Raw genomic sequence first — 12,927 nt, forward strand, 5'->3', positions numbered from 1 at the left:
TTAATACTAAAAAAACGCCTACGGGCGTTTTTTTGTTTATTTAAACAACAAACAGCGGACAAGTGTCCTTGTTAATTATTTCAAAATTACATTTACGCTAGCCGCGACCTTGCAATTGTTGTAAAATACGCGCGTTTCTAAGCAACCCAAAACAACTACTTTGAGGAAAACCTGTGAGCGAACAAAAACAGTCTCTAAGCTATAAAGACGCGGGCGTAGATATCGACGCTGGTAATGCACTTGTTGAGCGTATTAAAGGCGTAGTGAAAAAAACTCGTCGTCCTGAAGTTATGGGCGGAATTGGTGGTTTTGGCGCACTTTGCGAAATTCCTGAAGGTTATAAGCAACCTGTATTAGTTGCTGGTACTGATGGTGTTGGTACTAAACTTCGTTTAGCTATCGATTTAAAAAAACACGACACTGTTGGTATTGATTTAGTTGCGATGTGTGTAAACGATTTAATAGTACAAGGCGCTGAACCCCTGTTTTTTCTAGATTACTACGCAACGGGTAAACTAGATATAGACACAGCAGCCGATGTAGTAACCGGTATTGGTAAAGGTTGTGAAATTTCTGGTTGTGCCCTAATTGGTGGCGAAACAGCAGAAATGCCAGGTATGTATGATGGTGAAGACTACGACATGGCAGGCTTTTGTACCGGTGTAGTAGAAAAATCTAAAATTATTGATGGCACTAAAGTAGCAGCAGGCGATCAGCTTATTGCGCTTGCATCTAGCGGTCCTCACTCAAACGGTTTTTCTTTAATTCGTAAAGTACTTGAAGTGTCAAACGCTGATACAAACCAAGTAATTGACGGTAAAACATTAGGCGAGCATTTATTAGAGCCTACACGCATTTACGTTAAACCTTTACTTGAGTTGTTTAAGCAAGTTGACGTGCATGCCCTTTCGCACATTACTGGCGGTGGCTTTTGGGAAAATATTCCTCGCGTGTTACCAGGCTCTGCAAAGGCAGTGGTTAAAGGCGATAGCTGGCAGTGGCCAAGTATTTTCAACTGGCTACAAGAAAACGGCAACATTGCCATGCACGAGATGTACCGTACATTTAACTGTGGTGTTGGCATGGTATTAGTAGTTCCTGCAGACAAACTTGACCAAAGCTTAACTATGCTAAAAGACTTAGGCGAAAATGCATGGCACCTTGGTGAAATTCACGATGCAGCGCCAGGCGAAGAGCAAGTAGAAATTGTAGGTGGTGCTAAGTAATGGCTCCCACTCGTCTGGTAGTTTTGATCTCAGGTAGTGGCTCTAATTTACAAGCCATCATTGATGCCTGCGAACGTGGCGAGATAAATGGACATATAGCGGCTGTTATTAGCAATAAAGCAGACGCTTATGGCCTAGAGCGTGCTAAACAAGCAGGTATTGCTACAAAAGTGCTCAGTCATAAAGATTTTGACTCGCGCGAAGCCTATGATGCACAATTAATGAACGTTATCGACTCTTTTATGCCGAATCTAGTTGTATTAGCTGGGTTTATGCGTATTCTTACTCCTAGCTTAGTGCAAAAATATGTTGGAAAAATGTTGAACATTCATCCATCTTTGTTGCCTAAGTACCAGGGGCTGAATACCCACCAAAGAGCAATTGATGCGAAAGACGATGTTCATGGCGTAAGTGTTCACTTTGTTACTGAAGAATTAGACGGCGGTCCGGTTATTCTTCAGGCGCAAATACCTGTACTCAAGGATGATACAGCAGAGACATTAGCAAAGCGCGTGCACGAGCAAGAGCATATAATTTATCCTTTGGTGGTTAAGTGGTTCAGTGAACAAAGACTTACTATGGAAGCAGATTATGCAGTTCTTGACGAAAAACAACTTCCTGCACACGGCGCGCACTACCCACAATAAAAAAATAAGTGCCCTGCTGTTATGTGCGGGCGCTTTACTTCCTACTAGCCTTATTGCAGGCGAACTAACACAGTATCAAGCAAGCTATGATATTTTACGCAAAGGTAAAAATCATGGTGAAGCCGTACGTGAGCTTAAAAAATTAAGCGATAATAACTATGAGCTTACTTATCACAGCAATATAGAGTGGATGATTTTTTCTGACTCGCGCGAAGAAACCTCAAAGTTTACATACAAAGATGGCAAAGTTACCCCACATCATTACAGCATGGTGCGTACAGGCACAGGTCCAGATAAAGATTACAAAATAGATTTTGATACACAAAATAAAGTGGTTACAAGCAGCACTAGCGAATACCCGCTAAAATGCGAGTGGACTGACGAATTTCAGGACGCTATTTCGTACCAAGTACAAGTACGTGAAGGCCTAAAAAAAGGCGAAACTAATTTCTCGTTTCCGCTTATTGATAAAAAAGGTAATCGCCGCGACTACAACTTTGAAGTAACAGGCACTGAAATGATTTCGTTGCCTATTGGCAATGTAGAAGCCATTAAAGTTAAACGCTTATATGATAATGACAAACGCCAAGCGCTTGCATGGTTTGCGCCAGAAATGGATTACATGCTAGTACGTATGTGGAAAGGCGAAAAAGGGATGGAGCAGTTTGAAGTGCAAATGAACTCGTTTACCGTTACTCAACCTGTCGCGGCACCTGCAGCTGTATCAGACAAAAGCGATGCTAGCGTAGAGACGCCTTAACACCTATCTGCAATAATTAATTATCCAAGTTGATGAAAATGTATATTAAATAAAAAACGCGATTTTACATCGCGTTTTTTATGTTTTTAATTTTAGCGCTAAATTAACTCGCCCATTTTAAATAAAGCAAATTCACCCGGCTGCATTTTTTGCCAGCGCTCATCGTTCGTGAGTGGCCGTGTAGCTATTACGGTTACTACATCGTTTGGTGTGGTTTCTTGTTGAAAATCAACCACCATATCAGCATCAATCAAGGTTGCTTTGCCAAATGGCGCTCGGCGCGTTATGTAATGTAAGTTGTTAGTACAATACGCTAATACAAACACGCCATCAGTAAGTAACATATTAAATACGCCTTTTTCACGCAACGTGTGCGAAAGCTTGGCAGCGTATCTAAAAACAGACGCCATATTAGATGGGCGTTTTGGGTATTTTTCACGAATTTTATCAAGCAACCAACAAAATGCCAGTTCGCTGTCGGTATTTCCTACAGGCCGATAATACTCAGGTTTTAAGTCGTGATAATTAGAAAGCTGCCCATTGTGTGCATACGTGATTTCGCGACCCCATAATTCGCGTGTAAATGGATGGGTGTTCTCAAGGCACACTCGCCCACGATTACCTTGGCGAATATGGCTAATAACCGAAACACTTTTAATTGGGTACGCTTTAACGAGCTTTGCAATTTCTGATTGATAACTTGGCTCGGGGTCTTTAAACGTTCTACAACCTTTACCTTCGTAAAAGGTAATGCCCCATCCATCTTTATGCGGGCCGGTATTGCCACCTCGCTCTAAAAGGCCAGAAAAGCTAAAACAAATATCGGTAGGTACATTGGCTGACATACCAAGTAATTCACACATTAATAAACTAACCCTTAAAAAATACGTATAAATAACGCTGCGTTTTACAGTGCGCTACAGCAGACATATTTACTTAAAAAATCTTTTTTGGCTAGCTGATTTACTGGTTTTTAACGCTTTTAATATAACTAATCGTTGAATTAAGCGCAGTGGCAATGCATGCTCGTTCCTCTTTAAGGGAAGCTGTGAGTTAATTATGGCTATTTCGACTATAATTTATCACTGTAATGTACTTGAAACTTAAGCTTACTAGCGCTACTCTAACTGAGGTGGTCTGACCTCTATTAAGGAATAAGCAATGACACTCATATTTACACTCGGTTTAATCGCTCTGCTCAGCATCGCGATTTACCACAGAGCGAGTTGGAACACAGCACTTGGTGTTTCTGCTGCAACTTTATTAATTGGTACCTTTGCAGGTGCTTTTGGTTTAATTAGCTGGTTGATCTTTTTGATCATCGCGGTTCCTCTTTCTGTTACTGGCATTCGTCAGCAATATATAATAAAGCCTATTTTTTCTACCTTTAAAAAAGTAACGCCAAGCATGTCTGACACAGAAAAGTCAGCAATCGATGCCGGTACTACGTGGTGGGAAGCTGATTTATTTTGCGGTAACCCTGATTGGAAAAAGCTACACCAATACCCAATTCCTAAACTTACTATTGAAGAGCAGGCCTTTATTGATGGCCCTGTAGAAGTAGTATGTAGCATGCTAGATGATTGGGAAGCAACCCACGAGCTTACTGACCTTCCTCAAGATGTATGGCAATACCTAAAAGATAATCAATTTTTTGCCATGATCATCAAAAAGGAATACGGCGGTTTAGAGTTCTCTGCGTTTGCACAATCGTGTGTACTTCAAAAGTTAACGAGTAAATCAACACTACTTTCGTCAATTGTTGGTGTACCAAACTCTTTAGGCCCGGGTGAATTATTACAGCACTATGGTACAAAAGAGCAAAAAGATCATTACTTACCACGCTTAGCGAGCGGTAAAGAAATCCCTTGTTTTGCACTAACCTCGCCAGAAGCAGGGTCTGATGCAAGCTCAATTCCTGATTACGGTGTTGTGTGTAAAGGACAATGGAACGGCGAAGAAGTTGTAGGTGTAAGCCTTACGTGGAATAAGCGTTACATTACACTTGCACCCGTGGCTACAGTACTTGGTCTTGCATTTAAACTACAAGATCCAGACGGTTTATTAAGCGATGTTAAAGAGCCGGGTATTACCTGTGCACTTATTCCAACAGATACTCCTGGAGTAGAAATTGGACGTCGTCACTTTCCGCTTAACGTACCATTTCAAAACGGCCCAACTCGCGGTAAAGACATATTTGTACCACTTGATTACATTATTGGCGGCCCAGAAATGGCTGGTCAAGGCTGGCGTATGCTGGTTGAGTGTTTATCGGTTGGCCGCGCAATCACATTGCCGTCAAATTCAACCGGTGGCATTAAAACTATCGCCTTAGCTACAGGTGCTTATAGCCGTATTCGTCGTCAGTTCCGTTTACCTATTGGTAAAATGGAAGGTGTTGAAGAGTCTTTGGCTAAACTTGCAGGTTATGCTTACAGCTCAGATGCAGCTGTTAGTATGTCTACCGGTGCAGTTGATTTAGGTGAAAAGCCATCGGTTGTTTCAGCTATTATTAAATACCACCTTACTGAGCAAATGCGCGACTCAACCATTCATGCAATGGATGTACTTGGCGGTAAGGGCATCATGCTTGGGCCAAATAACTATTTAGGTCGTGGCTATCAAGGCGCACCTATTGCCATTACCGTTGAAGGTGCAAACATCTTGACCCGTAATATGATTATTTACGGTCAAGGTGCAATTCGCTGTCACCCATTTGTACTTACAGAGCTTGGTGCATGTGAAATTGAAGACCGCGAAGAAGCGCTTAACGTATTTGATAAAGCGCTAATGGGCCACATTGGCTTTACTATGTCGAACCTTGTACGTACTAAGTGGCTTGCATTGACAGGCGCACGCTTTACGAGTGTACCTTACAAAGATGAAACCGCTGAGTTTTACCGAATCGCGTCTCGCTTTAGTGCCTCTTTAGCACTTATGTCTGACATTAGCATGGCAGTATTTGGTGGCTCTCTTAAACGTAAAGAACGTATTTCAGCACGTTTAGGTGACTTACTAAGCTACCTTTACTTAGTGTCTGCAACGCTTAAGCGTTACAACGATGAAGGGCGTAAAAAAGAAGATTTTGCACTTGTAAAATGGAGTTGTCAGGATCATCTTTACCACTGCCAACGTGCACTTGCGGATTTAATCAATAACATGCCATCTGCTCCACTGCGTGGTGTACTAAAAGTATTGTTATTCCCGTTTGGTCGCCCGGTTCGTAAACCTACAGACAAACTTGAGCATAAACTTGCTCAACTACTACAAGTACCTAGCGAAACGCGTAACCGTTTAGCAAGCTATGTATACTTAACAAATGAGCCGCTTAACCTTGTAGGTCGTCAAGAGCAAACGCTTAAAGACGTACTTGCTGTTGAGCCATTATTTGAAAGAGTATGTAAAGAGAAAGGCCTTAAACTGCCATTCTTCCAGCTTGATAAGGTAGCGCAAATGGGGCTTGAAGCAGGCATATTAAGCCAAGCAGAGGCTGATAAACTAGCTGCTGTTGAGCAATCTCGTTTAGATGTTATTAACGTTGATGACTTTGACCCTGCTGACTTACTTGCAGGCAAAGCCGCGCGTAATAGCGTTAAAAAAGAAGCTGATGCCGCTTAATTAACTAGGTAAGCATTTGAATACCAAAAGCCAGCGCCTAATGCGCTGGCTTTTTTGTGTAAAATAAATTCTTATATATCAAGTCGTACATCTCTAGCAATCAAATACTCAACGATAAGTGTAAATTAGCGCTTAGTTATCAATCGCTTCCATGCTAAAACTATGCCTGTATACACTAAAAAGCATGCGAGTAATGATGCCAAACCAGCTAATGTTTGCCCTAAAAAACCAAAGTATTCACCTGTATGTAAAAATCGAGATGTTCCCCATGCTTGATCGCCTCGCGTCCAATCCGATTTTTTTAGCGTTTTAGTTACATCCCCCGTACGAGTATCTAAAAATAATGAATACGCATATTCTTGACGATTCCCGATACTGGTATCAATATAAAAACGTGCTTCGTGTTCTTTGTCACCTAATTCTAACCACATTGAATACCAATCAGCGGCTCCATTATTAATTGCATGTGTTTGAGCTTGTTGGAATAAAGCATCATAAGGTACTTTATCTGCCGATAAATCTAATACTGGTAGATGCTTTTCCCGCTCCGGTACACTTTGCCCAAATGCGCCGTACAGTGCCTTATTTGCCCAATCAAAATGAAACAAAGTAGCCGTTAATGACAAAACGAGTAAAACCGGTAAACACCAAATTCCACAAACTAAATGCCACTGCCTATTTCGATGATGTGATGATTTGTAACTCTTTGCTAGTAATAAATATCCTTTCAACGCAGAGCGATTAAATCGCTTTGGTAACCACAGATAAGCACCCGATAGTAATAAAAAGATAAAAAATAGATTAGCGTAACCATTTATATTTTTACCAATCACTTGCGAAGTGCCATGCAGTAATAAATAACGATGTATATCAGTTACAACATGAAAAAAATCAGCCGCTAGCCCCTCTCCTTCACGAATCACATCTCCCGTATAAGGGTGTAATAAGTAGCTATGTTTTCCCGCCCAAGCAGGAATAGCAGCACCTTCTCGATTTACCCAACGAATATAAATATGTGATTGACTCGGATGCGATTCTTGCAAAATATCTACAACAGCATCAGTCGATAGCCGCCGTTGAGCATCGGTGTTTTTTACAGTAAATAGCATTTCATCTAGCTCAACAATCTGTCGTTCATAGGTTAATAAAAAACCCGTGAACGACATGCTGAAAATAAATAAACCGGCGATTAAACCAATAATTAAGTGGGTCCAAAAGACCCACTTTTTAAATAGTTTTAAGAACATAAAATAAGTTACTTATTCTTAAAACTGGTAGGAAATCGATAAGCGAATATCGCGCCCAGATTCGTATGGACCAACAACAGTGCTAAATACTTCACTGTAATCACCCACACTTGAATGATCGATATAAAGCGAGTCAAATAAATTCGTAATTGCCACATTAAATAACAGTTCATTAGTAACATGCCACTGCCCATATAAATCAACTGTGGTGTAGCTTGGCTTATTTAATGTATAAATTGAATCAGCCCAGCCCACATCAACCGCTTGATGTAATGTATCTATATCCAGCGACTCAACGTTAGTTACACTAAAACCAACCTTTGCATCAGTGTTAATGTCGTAATCAACGCCAGCAACCCATGTATTGCCCCTGCTATTACCTAAACCGACAAACTCATAGCCATTAATATCAATTGCATCATAACTTACACTGTACAACCCATCACGCGGGGCAAGCTCTGTATCTGTAGCTGAAAAACCAATGAAGAAATCAAATGAATTTAAGCGATATGCTAGGTCAAACTCAAACCCTTTAGTCTCTAACGTGCCTATATTGTTATAAACCGAGTTACCTGCATACCCTTCAAATATCACATCATCTAAAGAAGAATTGTAAATACTGGCCTTAGCGGATAAATTTTCACTTGTGTACGTTATGGATGCCTCAATATTGGCGACTGTCTCAGGTACTAAACTTTCATCCGCCACGGGAATATCTGAGCCATCATATAAATATCCATCGATGGTAAAGCCATCCCCTATTTGTTTACCACGCGCGGCTTCAGCATACCCAAGCCCTACTGTCCAAGCATCATTAATATCATATGCTAAACCTATATTAAAACTTACTTCACTATCGTCTAAACTCGATGCGCTTTCTGTAATTGCAATGCCATAATATTCATCTAATAAGATGTCTTGTTTAAACTTATAACTATCAAAACGCACCCCATAGCTCAGTAAAAGTTGTGGGGTAATATCACTATAACCTTGCGCATAAATCCCAAGTACACTGCCTTGTTCTGCATTTTCTTTCGTACCTGCTGCAGATCCGCTCGACACTTCATCGTTTCTATAATCAACACCATAAATAAATTTATGCTCATCAAAAATACTTGTATTGCGAATATCTAAACCATATGTATCAATGTCAGCAAGCCAAGCAAATCGGCCGCCATTAAAAGATGATTCGGTTTTGTATGCTGTTGCCTCTAAGTACAATAAGTTATTGTGAGAAAATATATAATTAGCAACGTAAGTCTCTCGATCTGCTTCACTTGGGTACAGAGCATCACCTTCTTGTACCGCCCAGTTAGGGCGTGCTGAAAAATCCCCTTCTTCGTCACGTTTTTCAACACTTATCGACAAATGGTGATTATCTGCTAACTCACCACTGGCTTTAATAAACATCATATCTTGATCGGCAGCCGTACCATAAATAGTATCGCCATTACCATCTTCCATGTTCTCGCGATCCACAGTACTGAAATATCCTAATAACCCCCATGTATCACTTAATTTACCGTATACACTGGTGCTTAAACGCGTACCGTCATTTGAAAAATAACTTGCTTTAACACGCCCACCAAATTGTTCACCTTGATTAAGTAGGTCTTGTGCGTCTTTAGTTTCAAAGCGTATAGAGCCACCAATCGCACCAGGACCACTTGTAGCTTCGCCGGCACCTGCTTGCACATCTATTTGCTGTAATAGGTCAGGATCTATTGTTACACGACCAATATGATGAAATAACGTTGATGTTTGCTGTGCACCATCAACCGTTATATTTAATAAAGAATCCTCAACACCACGAATATAGATCTTTTGCGCAACGCCTACTGAGCCCCCCACGCTAACAGAAGGTGAATGTCGAAAAATATCAGCCAGATCACTTGCTTGATATTGTTCTATTTCTTCAGCTGTAATACTCAAATTAGTTGCAGAGCCAACTACAGATATTTTTTCAACAGATACTTTACTTTTAGTAAGTTCTTGCGCGTATATAGGTGAACTGAATGATAAGAAAATAGCACTCACTAAGGCTAACTTTTTCAAGGGGAACGTTCCTTCTCAATGGTAAATAAGAAGAATTATCATTTTCTTTTATAGAAAAGCATAGCAACTTTACATTTGTTACATTTAGCGTAAATAAAACACAGAAATGAAACTTACTTCAGCTATAGAATTAATTAAGATACTGATTTAATGATTCATTAATTTGATGTATTAACAATAATAAGTATAATTTTATACACCTTTAGGTACTGTTACCGTCATGATTAAGCCTCCGGCAATACTATTTGTAGCAAATACTGTTGCTGCTATCGCGTTTAATTGTCGCTGTGCTAAAGCAAGCCCTAAACCAAAACTATTGCTGTTGCACGAACGGGCTGAGTCAATACGAAAGAAAGGCCTAAAAATAGTATTTAAATGCTCTTTAGGCACTCCAGGGCCTTGATCTGAAATAATAATTTGATATTCATATTCATGATCAATGAGACTAACGCGTACTTGTTTATTAATGGGTGTGTAACGTAGTGCATTTCTAAGTATATTTTCAAGTGCTTGACCTAATGCCCTATGATTACTGTTTTCAATATGTGCTTGATTAGGTAAGTCAGCAGAAATCAGTTTATCAGGGTACTCAAAACGTCCATCTTCAATGAGGATTTCGAGTAAATCGACTAAGTCCAAAGATTCAATACGTAACTGAGGTGATTCATTATCTAACCAAGACAAAGTTAGCGTGTCATCGACTAACTTACGAATGTGCTGTGACTCTTTATGAATACGTTCTAATTTTATTTGTGTGTCCTCTACACCTCCCTCCCTGTGAGAGAGTAAGTTATCAGTTGCGATATCTAAGCGTGTTAAAGGTGTTCTCAACTCGTGGGAAAGATCCGTTAATAATACACGTTGGTGCATAATTTGCTCACTGATCCGCTCAGCCATCAAATCAAATGTTTCAGCTAACTGGGATAGTTCATCATTGCGTGAGCCCAACTGCTCCCGAACTCTGACACTAAAGTCTCCTTTACTAAATGCCCTACTTGCTAAGTCGAGTTCTTTAATAGGGTGCATAATATGGCGATATAACACAATAGATAAACATACCAATATAGACATTGGTAATAAAACTTGTAACGATAAGCGTGTTAAATTCCAAAGCGACCCCGGACGCATTCTTTGCGGCAACTGCACAACAAGGCTAGTTGTACCATCTTTAAAAGGTAACTGCATCGCCGGTGCACGGTCGAAGTACAGATGGATTTTCCAATCAATGCTACGTCCTAAATTATACCCGGTATACTCATAACGATGAGAGCGATTACCAGCTAACTCAACCACATTAGCTTTGGCAATTACGGCCCAAATATTTTCTTGTTGCTGCAAGTTATCGACCCAACGCTCGAGCTCGTTCATATCGCCTTGATCAAATATAATCTCAGCCTTTGTTTGCCAATTAGTTAATTCTGTTCGGCTTGAATCACTTAACATACTCATATCATTTTCAAAGTGATTAACCGCGACATTAATTAAATAGAACATCGCAACAACACCGGTACCAATAATTAAGCACAGCTTCCAAAATAGACGTCGTGTCATTTAATACAGTATCCTTGGCCATGCACTGTGTGTAAACGACTGCCATCCCAGCCAGCATTATTTAACTTTTTTCGAATTCGACTCATATGCATATCTAAACTACGATCGTACTGGCTAAAACGCTTGTTAAGCACTACTTGATATAAAAAAGGTTTTAACAGAATTTGTTCTTGGTTTTTCATTAAAATTTGCAGCAAGGCAAACTCAATAGGTGTAAAAATTAATAGCTCACAACCCAGAAAAACCTGCTGGTGTAGACTATCTATTTTAAGTCCATCAATATTGGTAATATAAGGGATATTAGTGTCTTGTTTAAAAACCCGCCTTAGCACTGAATCTACGCGTAGTAATAATTCTTGGCTATTAAACGGCTTTGCTAAGTAATCATCTGCACCAGCTGATAAACCTAGAATACGCTCTTCTTCAGCATGCTTCGCCGATACAATTATTACAGGGGTGCTATTACAACTACGTAAAATACTGAGCACTGCCAAGCCGTCTTTTCCCGGCAACATAACATCTAATAAAATAAGGCTAAAGCGCTGAGCAACTGCTAAATCAAGCGCTTGATTACCATCAAAACACTGTGTAACAGAGTACCCTTGGTTAGCTAGTAATTCAGTAATTTGATTATTAAGTAATGTATCGTCTTCAACAACTAAAATATCAAAATCAGTTTTATTGCGTTGATAGGCCTGTGGCGCAGACATAGAAAGCCATAATTTTTATAGTGTTAAAACAAATAATAATACAAATCAATATCAAATACACTTCTACATACAAACATTATTTTTATCAGGCAAATAATTTTTGTATATGCTTTTACTATTTAGCCTTAGCGTTTATCAAAGAAAGCGCGAAAGCCTAGGTTGTAATACAGCCAATACCAGCCCAAATAAAGCGGTAAATATGCCTATAAACTCAAGCAAGCTATTACCTGCATGTGGCATTGTTCGCGAGAGTTCATCAGCGTTGTAAAGTCGTTTACCTCCCTCGACTTCTTCAACAAATGATTCACCGATATACTCATCCATTAACTTAAAACTTGGTACCCTTCTGGCTAGTATCTCCCGAGTTTTTTCCTTTCTTTTTTTGCGGTTTGACTCAATAATATAATTGCTCCAATGAGTATAAATATTCAGAGGTTCATCTTTTTTGATCACACCCAGTGATTTGTATTCATAAAAACGTTCGTTAAACACATAATTTTTATGACCTGCATAAAATAGTGCACACCCAAATGAAATTAAAAACATTGCTAAATAAATCAATTTTCGTTGAGTTACTGAAGTGCTCACAGCTTTATTTTTATACCATTGCTCAGCATCCGGTATGTGCATAAGTCTCGCTTTATCATGACTCGCCACAAGCGGCTTCATAAACTCATCAATTGAAAGCTCTAATGCAATCAATAAAGCTCTAAATATTTCATTCGAGGGGATTGATTTATCGTTTTCAAGTTTTGATAAATAACTTTGTTCTATCCCTACTTGCTGGGCAAATTCAGGTTGACTCAATTTTTTGTTATTTCTTAGCTGCTTTAATTGTTGACCTAGTGTGCTCATTTTAGTGCTTCCTTTTTTAAAGTGAGACTAGATTCTTGGCTATTCATGTAGATATATGAAGCTGAATAGTGAAGAATAACAAGGAATATTAGCAGGTTAGTATAAAAGAGTCGATCTGATAGCTGATAGCTGATAGCCAAATAATATTTTATTGAATTATCTTATTAAAGACTTCATAAGCTCGTTATTGAGGAAATAACAAGTGGCGGAGTGGACGGGACTCGAACCCGCGACCCCCGGCGTGACAGGCCGGTATTC

Annotated in this window: 10 protein-coding genes; 4 read left to right on the top strand and 6 right to left on the bottom strand. The window is 39.6% G+C overall.

Annotated elements, in window-relative coordinates; translation table 11 throughout:
- The first annotated feature begins 173 nt into the window (after window positions 1-173).
- Genes purM through V6260_RS16405 form a run of 3 tightly spaced genes read left to right on the top strand, consistent with a single transcriptional unit; the run spans window position 174 to window position 2,633 of the window.
- Complete coding sequence (purM, locus tag V6260_RS16395; protein ID WP_341595159.1) at window positions 174-1,226, top strand: phosphoribosylformylglycinamidine cyclo-ligase; 1,053 nt, start codon at window positions 174-176, stop codon at window positions 1,224-1,226.
- On the top strand, window positions 1,226-1,873 hold the full coding sequence (gene purN, locus V6260_RS16400) for a phosphoribosylglycinamide formyltransferase (protein WP_058548297.1): 648 nt from the start codon (window positions 1,226-1,228) through the stop codon (window positions 1,871-1,873). Before purM ends, purN begins: the two co-directional genes overlap by 1 nt.
- A 16-nt stretch (window positions 1,874-1,889) precedes the next feature.
- On the top strand, window positions 1,890-2,633 hold the full coding sequence (locus V6260_RS16405) for a DUF3108 domain-containing protein (RefSeq protein WP_341595166.1): 744 nt from the start codon (window positions 1,890-1,892) through the stop codon (window positions 2,631-2,633).
- Between the two features lie 98 nt (window positions 2,634-2,731).
- Here the strand turns inward: V6260_RS16405 and V6260_RS16410 are convergent, their stop codons facing one another.
- Window positions 2,732-3,496 carry a class II glutamine amidotransferase gene (locus V6260_RS16410; protein ID WP_211000586.1) on the bottom strand — a complete coding sequence of 255 codons (765 nt, stop codon included), beginning with the start codon at window positions 3,494-3,496 and terminating at the stop codon, window positions 2,732-2,734.
- Between the two features lie 298 nt (window positions 3,497-3,794).
- Between V6260_RS16410 and fadE the strand changes: the two genes are divergently transcribed.
- Complete coding sequence (fadE, locus tag V6260_RS16415) at window positions 3,795-6,251, top strand: acyl-CoA dehydrogenase FadE (RefSeq protein ID WP_341595160.1); 2,457 nt, start codon at window positions 3,795-3,797, stop codon at window positions 6,249-6,251.
- A 125-nt stretch (window positions 6,252-6,376) separates the two neighbouring features.
- Here fadE and V6260_RS16420 read toward each other — a convergent pair whose 3' ends face one another.
- The 5 genes from V6260_RS16420 to V6260_RS16440 all read right to left on the bottom strand — a co-directional run bounded on the left by V6260_RS16420 (window position 6,377) and on the right by V6260_RS16440 (window position 12,669).
- Window positions 6,377-7,498 (bottom strand): PepSY-associated TM helix domain-containing protein, encoded by a 1,122-nt coding sequence (locus tag V6260_RS16420; protein ID WP_341595161.1) that lies wholly within the window; start codon window positions 7,496-7,498, stop codon window positions 6,377-6,379.
- An 18-nt stretch (window positions 7,499-7,516) separates the two neighbouring features.
- The gene (locus V6260_RS16425; RefSeq protein ID WP_425355713.1) at window positions 7,517-9,553 is read right to left on the bottom strand and encodes a TonB-dependent receptor domain-containing protein; all 2,037 of its coding nucleotides are present in this window, start codon (window positions 9,551-9,553) and stop codon (window positions 7,517-7,519) included.
- Between the two features lie 192 nt (window positions 9,554-9,745).
- The gene (locus tag V6260_RS16430) at window positions 9,746-11,104 is read right to left on the bottom strand and encodes a histidine kinase sensor domain-containing protein (RefSeq protein ID WP_341595162.1); all 1,359 of its coding nucleotides are present in this window, start codon (window positions 11,102-11,104) and stop codon (window positions 9,746-9,748) included.
- Window positions 11,101-11,814, bottom strand: a complete 714-nt coding sequence (locus V6260_RS16435; protein WP_341595163.1) for a response regulator transcription factor — start codon at window positions 11,812-11,814, stop codon at window positions 11,101-11,103. The genes V6260_RS16430 and V6260_RS16435 overlap by 4 nt, the downstream gene beginning before the upstream one ends.
- A gap of 135 nt (window positions 11,815-11,949) precedes the next feature.
- Window positions 11,950-12,669: a helix-turn-helix transcriptional regulator gene (locus V6260_RS16440; protein ID WP_341595164.1), complete on the bottom strand. Its 720-nt coding sequence runs from the start codon at window positions 12,667-12,669 to the stop codon at window positions 11,950-11,952.
- Window positions 12,670-12,927: the final 258 nt, after the last annotated feature.

The sequence above is a fragment of the Pseudoalteromonas aliena genome (assembly GCF_038155085.1).
Lineage (GTDB): Bacteria > Pseudomonadota > Gammaproteobacteria > Enterobacterales > Alteromonadaceae > Pseudoalteromonas > Pseudoalteromonas aliena_A.